The organism is Marinobacterium rhizophilum (assembly GCF_024397915.1).
GTDB classification, from domain to species: domain Bacteria; phylum Pseudomonadota; class Gammaproteobacteria; order Pseudomonadales; family Balneatricaceae; genus Marinobacterium_A; species Marinobacterium_A rhizophilum_A.
The window spans coordinates 129,481-146,338 of the sequence record NZ_CP073347.1 but is presented as its reverse complement, the minus strand read 5'-3'; the positions used below and the strand labels follow the sequence as shown (position 1 = coordinate 146,338).

The following is a 16,858-nucleotide window of genomic DNA, read 5'->3' as shown; positions in this document are numbered from 1 at the left end:
AACAGCCCGGCGGACTTCATTGCCGGATCAATCACCCACCGACGGATCAGGAGACTTGTCATGATCGAAGTCCTGGTTGTTTCAAAAAAAGCCGCCGCCGACGACATCTGCGTCTTTGAGCTCGCGCGCCCAAACGGCGCCGCACTGCCGCCATTCAGCGCCGGTGCCCATATTGACGTGCAGCTGCCCAGCGGAATCATTCGCCAGTATTCGCTGTGTAACCATCCCAATGAAAGCCATCGCTACGAAATTGGCGTGCTCAAGGACCCGGCCTCGCGCGGCGGGTCGCTGGCAATGCACGATCAAGTCAGCGAAGGCGACCGAATTCAGATCAGCGAGCCGCGAAACCACTTCCCGCTCGTCCATGAGGCCAAGCGCAGCCTGCTGTTCGCAGGGGGCATCGGCGTCACGCCCATTCTCTGTATGGCTGAACGACTGGCGCACGCCGGGGCGGACTTCGACATGCACTATTGCACTCGATCCCCGGCGCGAACCGCCTTTATCGAACGCATCCAGGCATCATCCTTTGCCGACCGGGTAAAATTCCATTTTGATGATGGTGACGCGGCACAAAAACTCGATGCCGCCAGTCTGCTGGCCACGCCCACCGCGGGCACCCACCTGTATGTCTGTGGACCCGGCGGCTTTATGGAACACGTGCTCAAGACCGCAGAGGCGCTGGGCTGGCCTGCCGAACAGGTGCATCGCGAATACTTTGCCGCCGCCGCGGTCGACCACAGCAGCGACGGCAGCTTCGAAATCAAGCTCAGCAGTACGGGCCAGGTGCTAGAGATTCCGGCCGACAAAACCGTTATCGAGGTCCTCGAGGCCCACGATATCGAGATCCCGTTCTCCTGTGAATCCGGGGTGTGCGGAACCTGCCTGACCCGGGTGCTGGAGGGAGAGCCGGATCATCGCGACTATTTTCTTACCGAGGCCGAAAAAGCGAAAAACGACCAGTTCACACCCTGTTGCTCACGCGCTCAGAGTCCCCGATTGGTACTGGATATCTAGACTCTCACTCCAGAATCGATAGCGACCGTTACAAAACAATAGGAATAGACGACCATGAATCTGAAAAAATGGGCCGGCATCGCCGCCGCAACCACCTGCGCCATCATTGCTCCCCTGAGCCTGGCACAGGCCGCCGAGGTTACCTTGCGTTTCGCCCACCCTTGGCCTGGCAGCTCTGATATCCACAAAGGCCTTGCCAGCTGGGCAGAGTCACTGAACCGGGCTTCCGATGACAGGATTGCCGTTGAACTTTATCCGGCGGAGACACTGGCCAAAGCCAACAAGGCCTACGATGCCGTGGCGAGCCAGATTGCCGATGTCGCCGCAACGGTTCAGGGCTACACAGCCAACCGTTTCCCTCTGACACAGCTGATTGAACTGCCCGGGATGGTCGACTCCGCCGCCCAGGGCTCCTGTGTGTTGCAGCAGTTGTACGATGACGGCGATATTGCCAGCGAATACCAGGATACCCATCCGCTCTTCGTCTGGACCAATGGTCCAGGCCATCTTCACATCAAAGGCAAGGCCGTGACCAAGCCCGAGGATATTGCAGGCCTTCGCATCCGGCGGCCGACCACTGTCGTCGGGCAGCTACTGGAGGATTTGGGCGCCCAACCAGTCGGCATGCCGGCACCCGAAGCCTACCAGTCCATCCAGCGCGGAGTGATCGACGGCGTTGCCATCTCCTGGGACGGCGCCAAGGTTTTTCGCCTCAACGAGGTGGCGGATCATCACACCGAGCTCAACCTGTACTCGCTCAGCTTCGTCGTGACGATGAACAAGCGGGTCTATGACAAGATGCCTGCTGACCTGAAAGCAATCATCGACCAGCACTCTGGCCCCGAGTGGGCACAGTTCATGGCCAGGATTTTTGACGACCTCGATCAACAGTCGATTCAGGACGCCAGGGCGCTAAATCACCAAGTCATCGAACTCGATAGCGAATTACACAGTGCTTGGAAGCCGGCGCTCGAGCGTGTTACTGAGAGTTATCTGAACGACCTGGAAACCAAGGGCTTGCCGGCCCGACAGGTTTATAGCCACGCACAGGAATTGAGCAAGGCCTGCGCAAGCTAATATCAACCCGGCAGGTTAATGGACGAGGCTGAAAGACGCCCCCTGTTAACCCGCCGGACTCTTAACTCCCTGGCGCGAGGACAGCCAATGAAGAGGCTGATCAAGGCAATCGATATGCTGGCGCTGATCCTGTACCGGATCAGCGGCCTGCTGCTGGTCATGATGATGCTGAGTGTGGTGGCGGATGTCGCTGCGCGCAGCCTGTTTGCCGTAACGGATGGCTCGGTGGATCTGACCTTTGTCGGTGGCATCGAGGTGGTGAAGTACGGCCTGTTGTTCGCCATGCTGTTCGCCTTTCCCCATGCCGTCGACAAGGGGCAGATCGTGGTGGACCTGTTCACCCACAAGCTGCCAGCCTCGAAGCTGCGCTGGTTCGATGGCTTCTATACCCTTTGTTTCGGCGTCTTTGGCGCCCTGTTGTGCTGGCGCTTCTTCGAGGCGGCCGGGGCGTCCGCCATGAGCGGCGAGCTGACCCAGGATCTGCTGATACCGCTGGCGCCGATGTACCTGGTGTCCGCCGCCGCGCTGGCTGTGCTGGCGCTGCGCGGTTTCAGTTGCGGCATTCTCGAACTGCTGGGCAAAAAGGAGACAGTGACGTCATGAGCAGGTCTCTGAACAGGGTGCTGCACAGCTGCAGCTGCGGCATTGTGGAGTTAACGGGCAAGAAGGAGAGCGCGGCATGAGTGCACCGCTTATCGGTCTAATCTGCATGGGCCTGATGCTGGTCATGATCGCGCTGCGCTGCCCCATCGCCCTGGCGATGGCCGCCACCGGCGTCATCGGCTTTGGCACCATCATCGCGTTTGACCCGGCCTTCGCGATCCTGGAAGCCGGTCCCTTCGAGACCCTGAGCAACTACAGTTTCAGCCCGATCCCCATGTTCCTGCTCATGGGTGTGCTGGCGTCTCACGCCAACATGTCCAGTGAGCTGTTCAATGCGGCGCGCTCGCTGTTTGGCGGCTGGCGCGGCGGCATGGCGCTGGCGGCGGTGTCGGCCTGCGGGACCTTTTCGGCCATCTCCGGTTCCTCGGTGGCCACGGCGGCCAGCATGTCGCGGGTGGCACTGCCGGAAATGCGCAAGCACGGCTATGCCGACTCCCTGGCGACCGGCACCCTGGCGGCGGGCGGTACCCTGGGGATCATGATTCCGCCGAGCATCGCCTTGCTGCTCTATGCGCTGATTACCGAGCAGTCGGTGGGCGACATGTTTATCGCCGGTCTCGTGCCGGGCATCCTGGGCCTGCTGCTGTATTGCGCCACCATTGCCCTGCTGGTGCACTTTTATCCCCAGCTGGCCCGCGCTGGAGAGCCGACCACGCTGAAACAGAAGATTGTTGGCATGTGGGGCTTTGTCCCCTTCATGTTCGTATTCGCGATCATTATCGGCGGCATCTACAGCGGCATCTTCACGCCAACCGAAGCGGCGGCCATCGGCGCCTTCGCCACCCTGCTGGTGGCGCTGTACCGCGGCATGGGCTGGGCCGGTTTCAAGTCGGCGGTGGAAGAATCGCTGGCGCTGAGCGCAATGATCTTCTTTATGATCGTGGGGGCGGAAATCTTCGGCTACTTCCTGTCGGTGTCGCGCATTTCCTTCTTCCTCACCGAGTTTGTCGGCCAGATGGGCTGGCCGCCCTACGGTGTGCTCTTTGCCGTGCTGCTGCTGTTTATCCTGCTGGGCTGCGTGATGGACAGCATCGCCATGCTGCTGCTGACCGTGCCGGTGGTACTGCCACTGATTATCGAAGCGGGCTTTGATCCGGTCTGGTTCGGCATCGTTGCTGTGATCACGGTGGAGCTGGGTTTAATCACGCCGCCGGTGGGCATGAACGTCTTCGTCATCAAGAGCGTGGCGCCGGACGTGCCCATGGGGCAGATCTTCCGCGGTGTTTTCCCGTTCGTGCTGTCGGACCTGCTGCGCCTGGTACTGCTGATCCTGTTCCCGGTCTTGGCGCTGGGGCTGGTCTGATCACCCTCAGTCCAGTGCTGTCATGAATGCGTTCGTCGCCAAGAATGTGACCTGACGCGGCTGTTGGACATATTCCCAACCGGTTTCCACGGCTGAATCACCGCGGACGAACTCATTTAAGCAACCACAGCTAGTCGGACTACCTTCAATTGGCACTGCGCCTCTGGCAGCCCAACTGATGGCCGCCCATATCCACTCGCAAATGAGCGATCTTCAGTTTATGACTTAGATGGGTCATAACTGTTAACCAGCTGCACCCTTGAATTCATTCGTTGCAACAGGTCCACCAGAGTATCAACCTCATCGGCAGTAAAATCATCCAATAAACGCTGCTCACGTGCCCGCGCAACACGGAGGATCCGGTTGTGCAGGGTTCTACCTTGACTCGTCAAATGGACGATAACGCGACGGGCATCGGCAGGATCAGCCTCAGTTTTCACATGCCCCGCGTCCTCTAGTAGTCGCAACGCTCGACTAACTGCACTTTTATCCAGACCGATTACCTGGCATATCCGGTTGGCGGTAATCCCGTTTTCAACGGCCAGCAACGCTAGTACACGCCATTCGACCACTCCTACTCCGAAATGCTTTCGATAGCAGGCCGATGCGCCCGAGGACAGCTTGTTCGACAGGAAGGTCAACAGTGCCGGCACATACCGGTCCAGGTCCAACACTTCAGGTTCACTACTCTGATCAATTTGCGCCATGGAAGTCTGCTGCTTTGTAAATAGTCTGATGAGTAAGTAGCGGTGCCAGACCTGATCCCTCGTTACAGAGCCAAGGGTTCTAGTATACGGTTCGATGGTTACACCTGCATTGTGGCCATTGATGCTAGCCCGCCTGTTCGACGATGGGAAGACTTAGATGCTGTGGGTTAACACCTCTGGCCACGCTGCACGTCGTACCTATCCATTCTCGCTGACCCGCGCCGAGAGCGCCGAGCTTGCGCGTGAGAAGGCAAGACTAAAAAACCGTTGACATCACAACCAATATCGCTCTATATTTAACCACATACGCTACAGACTCATTCGACAGTAATAACGCCTCGTTATCCCGCGAGTAATAAATTATAAAAATGCAGGTGTCTTCCATGACAATCACCAATACCCCCCAGCTTAAAATAATTTTTCACGACGCTATTCGATACTTGGCTGAACCCTTAATAACATGGGTAGGCTACATTGACTTAAATCGACGCCTGAGTTCAACTTTAGCCTTTACAGCTGATGTAGATACCTTATGCGTTTAAAGTGAGAGATAGTAGGATGCTTGACGTAGTCATCAGTCAAAAAAATATTGAGGCACAAGGTATTTATAGTTTTGAGCTGCGCTGCCCGGAGGGGAAATATCTGCCAGAATTTAGCGCAGGCGCCCACATAGATGTACAACTTGGATCCAACCTTGTACGCCAGTACTCCCTCTGTAATCATCCTGATGAACGGGACCGGTATCTGATTGCTGTTCTTAAAGAGCCGAACTCCCGTGGTGGCTCTGTGGCGATGCACAATGGACTGAAAGCAGGCGATACGCTTAAAATAAGCGCTCCCCGCAATCTGTTCTCGTTAACAACGCAAGCAGACAGATACATTCTGATGGCCGGCGGCATTGGCATCACGCCCATCCTGTGCATGGCTGAGGAGCTGCAGCAGAAAGGGGCTGACTTCGAACTCCATTATTGCTCCCGCTCACCGGCGTTGGCCGCATTTACCGATCGGATAAAAGCATCAGAATTCGCGTCACGTGTACAGCTGCATTTTGATGACGGCCCCGCCACGCAAAAGCTTAATGCAACAGAGCTGTTGCAGTCGCCCCAGGCGGGTACGCACCTGTACATCTGCGGCCCAGGCGGCTTTATCGAGCATGTACTGGGTACTGCACGCTTGAATGGCTGGCCTGAAGATCAGCTCCATCGCGAGTACTTTGCAGCCCCCGCGACCCGCTCGGAGCAGGACAGGCCCTTTCAGGTAGAGCTTGCCAGCAATGGCAGAATATACGAGATTCCAGCCGACAAAACTGTTTTTGAAGTACTGGACTCCGCCGGCATTGATATTCCAGTGTCCTGTGAGCAAGGCATATGCGGTTCCTGCATCACCCGAATATTACATGGAGAGCCGGAACATCGAGATGAGTTTATGACGCAAAGCGAGCACGAAAAAAATGACCAGTTCACACCTTGCTGCTCCCGTGCCAAAAGTCCCCGACTGGTACTCGACCTTTAAAACCTGATTAATCAACAGAAAAATAGTTAAAAACCTAACGACCATACAACAACCAATCTATCATTTATTAAATTTACACACCCGTTCCTTAAAGCAGTAAAAACAACAAAAAGGACACCTACATGAAAAAAATACCCCCGTTAGTTCTAAGCACCCTGCTGCTCACTGCGCTATCCTGCAACGCTCAAGCTGAATAATACCGCCTGAGGCTCGCACACTTCTGGCCAACAGGTTCAAGTGTGGACCATGTCATCAATGATTGGGCTGACACTATAAGCAAGGAGTCTTCTGGGCGCCTTGAAATAGATATATATCCGTCGCAAACCCTAGCAAAAGCACCACAGAGCTATGAGGCGACGGTCAATGGCATAGCAGACATCGCAGTGACGGCACAGGGCTACAGTGCCGGGCGATTCCCATTAACTCAGATCATAGAACTGCCAGGCATTGTAAAAACAGCCGAAAATGCCAGCTGTGTGTTACAGGGACTCTACGACGATAGACTGATCAGCAGCGAATACCAGGACACCCATCCATTATTTTTCTTTGCCCATGGTCCGGGTCACATCCATACGAAGGACCAGTTGGTCAAATCACCAGAAGACCTGAAGGGACTGAGAATACGACGAGCCACCACGGTTGTTGGCGAATTGCTGACATCCCTGGGCGCGCAGCCTGTGGGTATGCCTGCGCCTGAAACCTATACAGCCGCACAGCGTGGTGTGATTGATGGCGTCGCCTTCCCATGGCAAGCCATGCAGGACTTCAGACTCAACGACGAACTGACGCACCATACCGAAATTGGGCTCTACACCTTATCCTTTATTACGACCATGAATAAAAAGAGCTACGCCAGCCTGCCCGATGACCTGAAACTGATTCTGGATCAGAACAGCGGTATGAAATGGGCGAGAATAATGGGAAAAAAGCTGGATGAAATCGACAGCGAAGGACTCAAGCAGGCCATGGATAACGGCCACACTGTCCATAAAGTAGAGAATATGGCAAGCAATGAACGCTGGCGCCCATTTCTTGATCAGGTCATAAGGTCCCATCTAGATCAACTTGGTGTCAAGGCGCTGCCCGCCCAAAACGTATTTGATAATGCCATGTCTCGAGTCACCCGCTGCGATATCTAAAAAACAGGAGAGAAAAATGACCGTTTCAGTATTTACCCCTACGAGCTCTGACAAAACTGAAGGCTCTAAAAAATCCAGTTTTCCGCTGAATCGCTGGTATGTCGCCGGATATTCCTGGGAACTGAAAGGCCTGCCACTCGGAAGAACTTTGCTCAATCACGCCATTGTTTTTTTCCGTAGCGCGACAGGGGAAGTGGCAGCACTGGAAGATCGCTGCTGTCACCGCGCACTGCCGCTGTCAAACGGTACGCTTGAAAACGGCGCTGTACGCTGTGGATACCATGGCCTGCTTTTCAATGAAGCCGGAAAATGTATCGAGATCCCAGGGCAGGATAAAATCCCCACGCGCGCCAAAGTGGCTGCGTACCCGGTAGAGGAACGGGATCAGATCATTTGGATCTGGTTCGGGGATGCCGAACATCCCGCGCCCACCGGCCCCGCCCCCGCGTACGACATACACAGCTCAGGCAAGTATTTATACGACGGCAGCGTGTACCACTATAACGCGCCCTATCAGATGATACATGACAACCTACTGGACCTCAGTCATCTCGGCTATGTGCATCTGAAAACCATTGGTGGCAATGCCAAAATTCACATGAATGCCGAGACCAAGGTAGAGAGCGATGACAGCAGTGTACGGGTCGTACGCTACATGTATGACTCTGAACCCCCTGCCACCTATACGGCAGCCTACCCATTCAAAGGCAATATTGACCGTTGGCAGGAGATCGAATTTCATGTTTCACACCTGCTGATCTGGACCGGTGCCGTGGATGTGGGCACCGAATCCGTGACCGACCCGGATCGTGGTGGCTTCCATATGCGCGGCTTTCACGGCATTACACCTGAGACTGAAACGAGTTGCCATTATTTCTGGACCATGGCAACCAACCCGGTTCACGAGCCTGAAGCGACTAAGGAAAAGGTTATCGAGCAAACCATGCTGACCTTTGATGAAGACAAGGCCATCATCGAGGCGCAGTACGCCAATATGCAGAAATTTGGCGATAGACCAATGGTCGATATTCATGTCGATGTAGCGCCGAACCGTGCACGGCGCATTATTGAGCAACTACTATGAAAAAATAAACCGCGGCTGACATTCTCAGCCGCCTGCCCTTTCTTTATACCGGATAAAAATATCATTCGGCTCGGATGGTCAGTATCTCGATACCAAACACATAAACGGGCGGGCAAGTTAATTTCACAGGCGAAACTAAAGTATTTATTACCGATAGTTCAATCCCAAGTAAATTTCTCAATAAAAACAGCGATTACAACATGAACAATAGTAATCGTTCGGTGCAATACTGGATGGAATTTCATTATGACTATGACAATTAGAGAAAACCTTGATACCAGGCCAATGGCCCCGTATCAATGCATGGTCGTGGCTCTTTGCTTTCTGATCAACATGATGGATGGCTTTGATGTCCTTGTCATGGCATTCGTGGCTGCTCCGGTTTCTACAGAGTGGAGTCTCAATGGAGCAGAGCTGGGATACCTGCTCAGCGCAGGTCTGGTCGGCATGGCGATCGGATCGCTCTTCGTCGCACCCTGGGCGGATGTCGTGGGACGCCGCCCGCTCATCATCCTGAGCGTCAGCATTGCCGGCACCGGGATGATCTGCTCCTCCTTTGCCTCCAGCCCTGAAATGCTGGGTGTGCTGCGGCTGTTTACTGGCGTGGGCATCGGCGGCATTCTGGCCAGCAGTTATGTGGCCGCGGGAGAGTACTCGTCCAAACGCTGGCGGGGGCTATCCATCAGCCTTCAGTCCACAGCCTATGCACTGGGTGCCACAATCGGCGGTACCGTTGCGGCCCACATCATTCCGGACCTGGGGTGGCGCTCGGTCTTTCTCTACGGCGGTATCGTTACGCTAGCGACGGTACCTGTCATGGTCATGCTGTTTCCTGAGTCCATCGACTTCCTGATCACGCGTCGGCCGAAAAATTCGCTTCAGCGTATCAACAGACTCGCCAAGAAAATGGGCATTCCCGTGCTGACCAAGCTTCCCGGCGTCACTCAGGTGTCGAAGGAAAATTCACTTGGCAGTATCCGACGGCTGTTTTCCCCTGCCCTGCTACGTTCGACTTTGCTGATTTGGGCCGCTTTTTTTCTGGTCATGTTCGGTTTCTATTTCGTCATGAGCTGGACGCCCCGCTTGCTGGTGTCCGCTGGCCTGACAACCCAGCAGGGCATCACCGGCGGCATACTGCTGAACATAGGCGGCATATTCGGTACCGCACTGGTCGGGTTGCTGGCAGCCAGGTTCAGGCTTTCGAAAGTGTTGACCGCCTACATGATCATCACCGCCGTACTCCTGGCTGTTTTCATCTATAGCACCGGCAATGTAACGATCGCCCTGGGCATCGTGTTGCTGATCGGGATCTTTTTGAATGGTTGCATCGCTGGCGTCTACGCGCTCACGCCCGGTATCTACGGTGCGGCGGAACGCGTGACCGGCCTCGGCTGGGGTATCGGCACCGGCCGGGTTGGGGCGATTCTGTCTCCCCTCGTCGCGGGTGTACTGATCGATACACAGTGGGCACCGGCTGACCTGTACCAACTCTACGGTGCCGTCTTTGTATTGGCGGCGCTGGCCATCGCACTCCTTCACAAGACGCATCGTAATGCAATCCAGCCCGTGCTGGCCGAAAGCCCAGCCCAGGGTGCATAACCGGAAATAAGCACAAAGCACGCGAACAAGCCCTGATGGGCACCACAACATAAAAGAGAGCACTGTCATGACTACAAATACTACAAACCGCGGTGTCGTTTATAAAGGCGCCGGCAAAGTCGCCGTCGAATCCATCGCCTATCCCGAACTTGCCATTGGCAACCGCAAGTGCGACCACGGCGTTATCCTCAAGGTCGTAACCACCAACATCTGCGGTAGCGACCAGCACATGGTGCGCGGACGCACCACCGCCGAAGAAGGCCTGGTGCTGGGCCACGAAATCACCGGCATCGTGGTTGAATGCGGCCGCGACGTCGAATTCATCCAGCAGGGCGACCTGGTTTCCGTGCCCTTCAACATTGCCTGTGGCCGCTGCCGCAGCTGCAAGGAAGGCAAGACCGGCATCTGCCTGAATGTAAACCCGGCTCGCCCCGGCGCCGCCTACGGCTACGTCGACATGGGTGGCTGGGTCGGTGGCCAGGCCGAATACGTCATGGTGCCCTATGCCGACTTCAACCTGCTGAAATTCCCGGATGCGGACCAGGCGATGGAGAAAATCCGTGACCTGACGCTGCTGTCCGACATCTTCCCCACCGGCTTCCACGGCTGCGTGACCGCGGGCGTTGGCCCGGGTTCCACCGTGTACATCGCTGGCGCCGGCCCCGTCGGCCTGGCAGCGGCGGTATCCGCTCACCTGCTGGGTGCCGCCTGCGTCATCGTTGGCGACATGGTGGAAGATCGCCTGGTCCAGGCGCGCAGCTTTGGCTGCGAAACCATCGACCTGACCCAGGAAGGCGACATGGCCGACAAGATCGAAGCCATCCTCGGCGAGCGTGAAGTCGATGCCTTCGTTGACTGCGTCGGTTTCGAAGCCCACGCCTGTGGCTGCAACCACGGCAAGGAAGCACCTGCGACTGTACTGAACTCCGCCATGAGCCTGACCCGCGCCGGCGGCCAGATCGGCATCCCGGGTCTGTACGTCACCGAAGATCCCGGTGCCGTGGATGATGCCGCCAAGCAGGGCGCCCTGAGCATGCGCTTTGGTCTGGGCTGGGCCAAGTCCCACAGTTTCCACACCGGCCAGTGCCCGGTGATGAAGTACCACCGCCCGCTGATGCAGGCCATCCTGTTTAACAAGGTGAAGATTGCCGACGCGGTGAACGTGGAAGTGATCAGCCTGGACCAGGCGCCTAACGGCTACGCCGAGTTCGACGGTGGTGCGGCCAAGAAGTACGTTATCGATCCGCACGGCACCGTGGCGGCCTGAGCTGCTAGGTAAAAGGTGAAAGGTGAAGGTGAAGGGCTGATTCGTGATTCGTGATTCGTGATTCGTGAACAGCCTGCGGGCAGAGCATGGCGGGCCAAACCGCCGTGCTTTGCTTTATTGGCGACCCTCAGAACCGCGGCCCCTGGAGCACAAAACCTGTTTCCATCCCGACCTTCCCGGCAATAGGCGCCAGGACTGCCACCGGCGCCCCTACCAGCAAGCGTCCCTGCAGCAATGCGGCCACCTTGAGCGTCGCCCAGCTGATCGGCAGCCCCTCTGGCGACACTCAAGAACACAAAACCGGACGCCAGCTGATCGGCGATTACGAGTGGCGCGCTGAAGCATTGAAAAGCCCTGGCAACTCGGAGGCAGCACCGAAGAACCTCGATATGGCCGCCGACCTGGCGAAACGCCTTGAGCAGGTTCGCGGGACCGAACACAGGCCATAACCCGCGAAGACGGGGTACCGGTACTTCACAGGCAATACTTCAAGCCGAGCAGGTGCCGGCTCGCCAGCGGGACACCCAGGGTACTGCCGACCGGAACACTGGAGTTCAGGTTTCACCAGCTTGCCGGGTGTACGCGCCGTGCCAAGGCTCAAGCACGTAGAACCGATACGCATCTGAACCAAGCAACTTCGCTCGACAGCCTCGTTACATATGGGGCCAGAAGAATGGGCAACCCCTGGCTACGTAACGATCAGCGTGGTCGCATCATGCATTTGCTGCCCTGCAAGCCCTCAACAGAGGCTTAGCCCCACAGGATAACCGCAGGTTCGTTGAGGGGTGACGGTTGGACTGCGCACGTCGACCAGCACCGCACCGCAAAGAAACAGGACAGGACACCAAAGCCATGGGGAAATACCAAAACGGACGGAGTACGCCTTACCCGATCCGGGCAACAATCCAGCACTAGCAGCGGCAGGTCCGGCAGCCCTCAACGGCGGGGGCACAGCGATAAACAATCGATGGGCTTGAAAACCACTGGGGAGCAAGGAGGAAGTTTCTTGGAACGAAAAAAGGAGCTTTCGCTCCTTTTTCAACGACTTACAGACCCCAGTGGACGTCTGTAGATCAAAATTTGGAGCGGGAAACGAGACTCGAACTCGCGACCCCGACCTTGGCAAGGTCGTGCTCTACCAACTGAGCTATTCCCGCTTTTTTCCTGATAGCCGGGCGGCTGTCAGAAAGTGGCGTCCCATAGGGGGTTCGAACCCCTGTTACCGCCGTGAAAGGGCGGTGTCCTGGACCACTAGACGAATGGGACAATAAATCGCCTCTTGCGAGGTTCACCCTCTTGCGAGGATTGGAGCGGGAAACGAGACTCGAACTCGCGACCCCGACCTTGGCAAGGTCGTGCTCTACCAACTGAGCTATTCCCGCTTATTTCCTGCCAACCGAACGGTTACCAGAAAATGGCGTCCCATAGGGGGTTCGAACCCCTGTTACCGCCGTGAAAGGGCGGTGTCCTGGACCACTAGACGAATGGGACATCCGCTTTGGCTTAGCGCCAAATGCGGGGCGTATATTATTGCCGACGCCGGATCAGGTCAAGGGTTTTTTCAGGTTTTTTTCCTATAAAATCAATATGTTCATTTTTTAGCTAACGCCCCAGGACAGCCATGAGCCCGACCGAAACAGGACTGCTGATTCTTGCCGCCATACTGCTGTGCGTTGTGACCACCAGCGTCACCCAGCAGATTGTCAGCCGGCGCCAGCAGCGCCGTGAACGCGCCGCCCAACTGCAGGAACACCAGCGTCACCTGAACTACTTGGCCGACAACCTTCCCGCCCCCTTCCAGAGTGCCGAGATCCGCCACGCACTGGCCACCAGCCTGTCCCTTACGCTGGATGAACTGCAGCGACTGGCTCCGCGTACCTGCAGTGCCCAGGATCGCCTGGCCCAGGAGCAGCACTTTGCCGAAATGCCGCTTGAGCCGGCGCTACCCGCAGGCGCTCTGACGCGCCTCCCCGACCAGCACAGTGCCCGTCGGGTGCGCGCCCTGCTGCGCGACCTGGCCCAGCTACTGCGCCTGTTTCAGGACAAAGGCGAACTCCCCGAAGATACAGTCGAGCTGTGCCAGCGCCATATCAAACGCGGCTATCATCGCGTCAGCTGCGACCTGTCCATTCTGGAGGCCCAGGCGCTGGAGGCCCGCGGCCAGCTGCAGGTCGCCGCCCATCAGTACCGCAGTTGCCTGGGCAGATTACGCGCCATCCGCTCGATGCAGAACACCGCCCTCCAGGTCCAGCATCTGCAGCAACACCTGGAGCAGCTGGAGCGCAGGCTAAAAGCCTCCCAGGCACAGAGCGACTAACGCCAAAATCTCGCTACGATCAACTGCCCGTTAGCGCTGTGCATCCTGGGCATGTTCGGGTCGACGTTTGAATGGGCGCCGCCGAGCCGATACCCAGCCCTCTAGCCAGGCCTCAAAACTCCAGGCAAGCCTGGCTGCAACCCGTTAACGCACCACGCGGCAGTTTTCGCCGGCCAGCTGCTCCAGATCGATGTCCACATCCAGCGCCCGGCGCGCCTGACGCAGTTCATCTTTATAGGTGCGTTTGAATTTACGCCGCGTAATGCCCTCGAGGAAGCGCTTGACCTCCACATCGTCCTCCAGCACCAGGCCCGGCACCTTTACTGGCAGGCGGGTTTCCTCATCAACGGCCACCATGGTGAAGTAGGAGGTATTGGTGGGCTTGACGATGCCCTTGTGGAAGTCCTCGGATACGACCTTGATGCCGATTTCCATTGAGGACTTGCCGACATAGTTTACCGACGCATAGAGTGTCAGCAGCTCGCCCACTTCGACGGGGTTGAGGAAGTCCACCGAATCTATCGAGGCCGTAACGCAGTAACTGCGCGCATGGGTCGCGGCACAGGTATAGGCGATCTTGTCCATCAGCGACAGGATAATGCCGCCGTGAACCTTGCCGCCAAAGTTTGCATAGGACGGCACCATCAATTCCTTGAGCACCTGCTGGGATGCCTTGACCGTTCTGTATTCGTTTTCTGACATCTGCCGAGTCCTTAGTGACACTGAAATGAAAGCGCGAGCCGAACCGGGGTCGATCTCTGCCGCGCGACGCCTACCATAGCATTAGCGCCAAAGCCGCCGCGACTGAAAATCAGCCGCCTATGCCGAAGAAGCGATTGAACGCCTGGCGCTGGGTTTCGACCTCGCGCAGGTCTCCCCGCCTGAACCTGACCAGGGCGCCCGGTGCGCGCTGGGCCAGTTGTGCGGCATCGAGCGCCGCCACACAACCGACCTTTGGATAGCCACCGATCGTCTGGCGGTCCCGTAGCAGCACGATGGGCTGGCCGTCCCCGGGTATCTGTACCGCCCCAAAGGCGATACCTTCGGAAATAATGCCATCCAGGCCGGATTGAATCGCGGGGCCTGCCAAACGATAGCCCATGCGGTCACTGTCCGGGGACACCCGGTAGTCACTGCCAAACAGCCGTTCCAGCTGCTCAGCGTCGAACTGGTCATACTGATAGCCCGGCAGCAATCGCAGGCACAGGGGCGCGCCGTAGTCGGGTACAAACCGCGGCGGCACCTGCTGTAACGCGCCCTGCCCCGCGTTTTTCAGCCGCATGCCAAGGCGATCCCCCGCCTGCAAGCGCTGCCCGTCGCCGTGCAAGCCACCACAACCCTCGCGTACCACCGTGGCACAGCTACCGTAGCGCAGCGGCGCCTCGAAGCCGCCACTGACCGCCAGGTAGGCCCGCACGCCCGTGCGGGCGCCGGCAAAGCTCAGACTGTCGCCCGCCTCGACCCGGTAACTGCACCAGGGCACTATCGGCTGATCATTGATACAGGCGCCAAGGTCCGCGCCGGTAATGGCAATCCGCGTGCCTTGCAAGGCCCGCAGGCGCACCTGTCCCAGGGTGATTTCCAGGGTCGCGCTGTTGTAATGATTCCCCAGCAGGCGATTGGCCCACACAAAGGCATGCTCATCCAGCGGGCCGCCGGTTGCCATGCCCAGGTGCTGCATGCCGTAACGGCCATAGTCCTGCAGCAGCGCTAGAAAGCCCGGCCTGATCACCTCGAACACCATCAGACCTGGCCTCCGGCAGCCAGAAAGTCCGCCAGGCTCAGCGGTTCAAAGCACAGCTGCGACCCCACCTGCAGCGCACCTTCGTCACGCTGACAGAGCGCCAGCATGTCCACGGCCGTGCGCCCAATAAGCTGCCAGCCGCCGGGCGACTCGCCGGGATACACCGCCGTCTGCCGCTCAGCCAGCGCCACGCTGCCCGCCGGCACCCGGGTGCGCGGGGTAGCCTTTCGTGGTACCCGCAGGCGGGCATCCGTGTTGCCCATAAAGCAAAACCCCGGACTGAAGCCGATGGCGTAAACCCGATAGCGCTCGCGGCAATGCAACTCGACAATCTCGTCCCGCGTCAGCCCGGTCAGGTGCATGACCTCTTCCATATCCGGTGCCACCTCGGGCGCGTAACAGACACCGATACGCACCAGCGCGCCCGCCGCGCGCGGCGCGGCTGCGACCCTGTCCAGATCCTGCAATGCCGCTTCAAGGCGCTGGCAAAACACCCCGACACCGCCACGGGTCAGGTCCACACTCATGAAAATGCTGGCGTAGGATGGCACCATATCGATGATTGCGTCCCCCAGCTGCCAGCGAATCAGTTCACCGGCCCGGCACACCCGGGCACTGGTTTGCGGGTCGATCTGATCACCGAGATAGAGCATGCAACCGGACTCGCCAACCGCCTCGATACGCATCATGACAACGCCGCCCGAATCCGGCCAACCGCCGCCAGCAACTGCTCGTTGTCGCCGTGAAGGCACAGGGTATCGGCCTTGAGCGCAATCCTGGTGCCCTCCAGGGTGCTGACCTGGCCCTGCTCGGCAATCTCGCGAACCTGCCGGATCACCCGCTCAGCATCGGTATGCACGGCGCCGGGCTGCGTGCGCGGCACCAGCCGGCCGTCAGCGCCGTAGGCACGGTCCGCAAAGGCCTCGAACCAGAGTTCGACACCCTGGCGTGCCGCCCGCGCGCGCAACGCCGCATTGGCACTTGCGCCGGCAGCCAGTACCACCAGCGGCAGTCCGGCATCGTAGCGGCGCACCGCCGTTATCAGGCTGTCCAGTGTCGACTCGTCACGCATCATTTTGTTGTAGAGCGCGCCATGGGGTTTTACATACTCGACCCGCCGCCCCTGGGCGCGACAGATGCCATCCAGCGCTCCGATCTGGTACAGCACGCAGGCTTCCAGCTGCGCGCCCTCGAGGGCAAACTCGCGGCGCCCGAACCCCAGCAAGTCCGGGTAGCCCGGGTGCGCACCAATGCTGACGCCATGCTCACAGGCCAGTGCCACGGTACGCGCCATGGTGGACGGATCGGACGCATGCATGCCGCAGGCGATATTGGCCATGTCCACAAAGGGCATCACCGCCTCGTCGTTGCCCTTGACCCAGCTGCCAAAACTCTCGCCCATATCACAATTGAACTTCATGGAGTGACCTTC

The 16,858-nt window shown here is 58.0% G+C and carries 16 protein-coding genes and 4 tRNA genes; 11 read left to right on the top strand and 9 right to left on the bottom strand.

Annotated elements, in window-relative coordinates; translation table 11 throughout:
- Positions 1-60 precede the first annotated feature (60 nt).
- The 4 genes from KDW95_RS00635 (at position 61) to KDW95_RS00620 (ending at position 4,057) form a co-directional block, all read left to right on the top strand.
- Complete coding sequence (locus tag KDW95_RS00635) at positions 61-1,014, top strand: PDR/VanB family oxidoreductase (protein ID WP_255854290.1); 954 nt, start codon at positions 61-63, stop codon at positions 1,012-1,014.
- 54 nt (positions 1,015-1,068) lie between these two features.
- Entirely contained in the window at positions 1,069-2,091 is a 1,023-nt protein-coding gene (locus tag KDW95_RS00630) for a TRAP transporter substrate-binding protein (protein WP_255854289.1), read from the top strand.
- Between the two features lie 87 nt (positions 2,092-2,178).
- The gene (locus KDW95_RS00625; RefSeq protein ID WP_255854288.1) at positions 2,179-2,694 is read left to right on the top strand and encodes a TRAP transporter small permease; all 516 of its coding nucleotides are present in this window, start codon (positions 2,179-2,181) and stop codon (positions 2,692-2,694) included.
- Positions 2,695-2,770: 76 nt separating this feature from the next.
- A complete protein-coding gene (locus KDW95_RS00620) occupies positions 2,771-4,057 on the top strand; it encodes a TRAP transporter large permease (RefSeq protein ID WP_255854287.1) in 1,287 nt (428 codons plus the stop codon).
- Positions 4,058-4,275: 218 nt separating this feature from the next.
- Here KDW95_RS00620 and KDW95_RS00615 read toward each other — a convergent pair whose 3' ends face one another.
- Positions 4,276-4,764 carry a MarR family winged helix-turn-helix transcriptional regulator gene (locus tag KDW95_RS00615; RefSeq protein WP_255854285.1) on the bottom strand — a complete coding sequence of 163 codons (489 nt, stop codon included), beginning with the start codon at positions 4,762-4,764 and terminating at the stop codon, positions 4,276-4,278.
- Positions 4,765-5,322: 558 nt separating this feature from the next.
- Here KDW95_RS00615 and KDW95_RS00610 point away from each other — a divergent pair.
- The 6 genes from KDW95_RS00610 to KDW95_RS00585 all read left to right on the top strand — a co-directional run bounded on the left by KDW95_RS00610 (position 5,323) and on the right by KDW95_RS00585 (position 11,814).
- On the top strand, positions 5,323-6,276 hold the full coding sequence (locus tag KDW95_RS00610; RefSeq protein WP_255854284.1) for a PDR/VanB family oxidoreductase: 954 nt from the start codon (positions 5,323-5,325) through the stop codon (positions 6,274-6,276).
- A gap of 239 nt (positions 6,277-6,515) precedes the next feature.
- A complete protein-coding gene (locus tag KDW95_RS00605) occupies positions 6,516-7,415 on the top strand; it encodes a TRAP transporter substrate-binding protein (RefSeq protein WP_255854283.1) in 900 nt (299 codons plus the stop codon).
- 16 nt (positions 7,416-7,431) lie between these two features.
- Positions 7,432-8,499: an aromatic ring-hydroxylating dioxygenase subunit alpha gene (locus tag KDW95_RS00600; RefSeq protein ID WP_255854282.1), complete on the top strand. Its 1,068-nt coding sequence runs from the start codon at positions 7,432-7,434 to the stop codon at positions 8,497-8,499.
- Between the two features lie 246 nt (positions 8,500-8,745).
- Positions 8,746-10,098 carry an MFS transporter gene (locus KDW95_RS00595; RefSeq protein ID WP_255854281.1) on the top strand — a complete coding sequence of 451 codons (1,353 nt, stop codon included), beginning with the start codon at positions 8,746-8,748 and terminating at the stop codon, positions 10,096-10,098.
- 67 nt (positions 10,099-10,165) lie between these two features.
- Complete coding sequence (fdhA, locus tag KDW95_RS00590) at positions 10,166-11,365, top strand: formaldehyde dehydrogenase, glutathione-independent (RefSeq protein WP_255854280.1); 1,200 nt, start codon at positions 10,166-10,168, stop codon at positions 11,363-11,365.
- Between the two features lie 86 nt (positions 11,366-11,451).
- The gene (locus KDW95_RS00585; protein WP_255854279.1) at positions 11,452-11,814 is read left to right on the top strand and encodes a hypothetical protein; all 363 of its coding nucleotides are present in this window, start codon (positions 11,452-11,454) and stop codon (positions 11,812-11,814) included.
- Between the two features lie 632 nt (positions 11,815-12,446).
- Here KDW95_RS00585 and KDW95_RS00580 read toward each other — a convergent pair.
- The 4 genes from KDW95_RS00580 to KDW95_RS00565 form a co-directional block, all read right to left on the bottom strand.
- Positions 12,447-12,522: transfer RNA gene (locus KDW95_RS00580), tRNA-Gly, on the bottom strand.
- Between the two features lie 33 nt (positions 12,523-12,555).
- A tRNA-Glu gene (locus tag KDW95_RS00575) sits at positions 12,556-12,631 on the bottom strand.
- A gap of 40 nt (positions 12,632-12,671) precedes the next feature.
- A tRNA-Gly gene (locus tag KDW95_RS00570) sits at positions 12,672-12,747 on the bottom strand.
- 33 nt (positions 12,748-12,780) lie between these two features.
- A tRNA-Glu gene (locus tag KDW95_RS00565) sits at positions 12,781-12,856 on the bottom strand.
- A 130-nt stretch (positions 12,857-12,986) separates the two neighbouring features.
- Between KDW95_RS00565 and KDW95_RS23495 the strand changes: the two genes are divergently transcribed.
- Complete coding sequence (locus KDW95_RS23495) at positions 12,987-13,682, top strand: hypothetical protein (protein WP_304941572.1); 696 nt, start codon at positions 12,987-12,989, stop codon at positions 13,680-13,682.
- A gap of 144 nt (positions 13,683-13,826) precedes the next feature.
- On the opposite strand, the gene KDW95_RS00555 is transcribed toward KDW95_RS23495, so the two are convergent.
- The 4 genes from KDW95_RS00555 to KDW95_RS00540 all read right to left on the bottom strand — a co-directional run bounded on the left by KDW95_RS00555 (position 13,827) and on the right by KDW95_RS00540 (position 16,846).
- The gene (locus tag KDW95_RS00555; RefSeq protein WP_255854278.1) at positions 13,827-14,384 is read right to left on the bottom strand and encodes an acyl-CoA thioesterase; all 558 of its coding nucleotides are present in this window, start codon (positions 14,382-14,384) and stop codon (positions 13,827-13,829) included.
- A 109-nt stretch (positions 14,385-14,493) separates the two neighbouring features.
- Positions 14,494-15,426: a biotin-dependent carboxyltransferase family protein gene (locus KDW95_RS00550; RefSeq protein WP_255854277.1), complete on the bottom strand. Its 933-nt coding sequence runs from the start codon at positions 15,424-15,426 to the stop codon at positions 14,494-14,496.
- Complete coding sequence (locus KDW95_RS00545; RefSeq protein ID WP_255854276.1) at positions 15,426-16,115, bottom strand: 5-oxoprolinase subunit B family protein; 690 nt, start codon at positions 16,113-16,115, stop codon at positions 15,426-15,428. The genes KDW95_RS00550 and KDW95_RS00545 overlap by 1 nt, the downstream gene beginning before the upstream one ends.
- Entirely contained in the window at positions 16,112-16,846 is a 735-nt protein-coding gene (locus tag KDW95_RS00540) for a 5-oxoprolinase subunit PxpA (RefSeq protein WP_255854275.1), read from the bottom strand. The genes KDW95_RS00545 and KDW95_RS00540 overlap by 4 nt, the downstream gene beginning before the upstream one ends.
- Between the last annotated feature and the right edge of the window lie 12 nt (positions 16,847-16,858).